General features: G+C 42.4%; 1 pseudogene. It reads left to right on the forward strand.

The window, feature by feature from the left end:
• Positions 1-379 (forward strand): annotated as a pseudogene (locus CIK04_RS28450) (5'-3' exonuclease H3TH domain-containing protein); the annotation flags it as partial.
• Positions 380-703 lie beyond the last annotated feature (324 nt).

Consider the following 703-nt stretch of genomic DNA (forward strand, 5'->3'; position numbering starts at 1 on the left):
TTTCAACCGACAAAGGCTATTGCCAGCTGCTTTCTCCCACACTGCAGATTCGCGATTACTTCCAACACCGCTGGTTAGATCAGCCGTTTATTGAACAAGAGTTTGGCGTAAACCTCAGCAGCTTTCTGACTATTGGGGCCTAACGGGCATCAGTTCCAGCCAAGTGACCGGCATTCCCGGCATTGGGCCAAAAGCAGCCAAAGAGATCCTCAGCCAATTTGACGATATCGAACAGGCTTTTCTCTCGCCGGATCTACCAAAGAAATATCGTACTAAGTTCGATCAACATATCGAGTTAGCTCGCCGTTGCAAGCGAGTCTCGGCACTCAAAACCGATATTGAACTCGGTTTTAACCTGCAAGATCTGCGTTTTACCGCCAATGAGCCCGCTAATGTTCATGAACAGCGCCTTGCCAGTCAGAACATATTGGCCAAACAAATTTCACCAGGCGCATCACAAAACCACAACCAATAAATGTTAAACGTTATTGTTGTGTAATGGGTTACATTCACAACAATAAAAATAAATTAATCAATACCTTACTGAATATTGATTAATTTATTATCAATATCACAGCATTGATGAGCATTTACTCTATTTTCACCATCTCTCTAACAAGGAGTAATGAAATGAAAACTCAATCCTAACCTATCACTATTATTTGCTTTACCTGCCGCTGCTGAAATTTGTGGTCAACACCTC

It is taken from the genome of Vibrio sp. 03_296 (assembly GCF_002265885.1).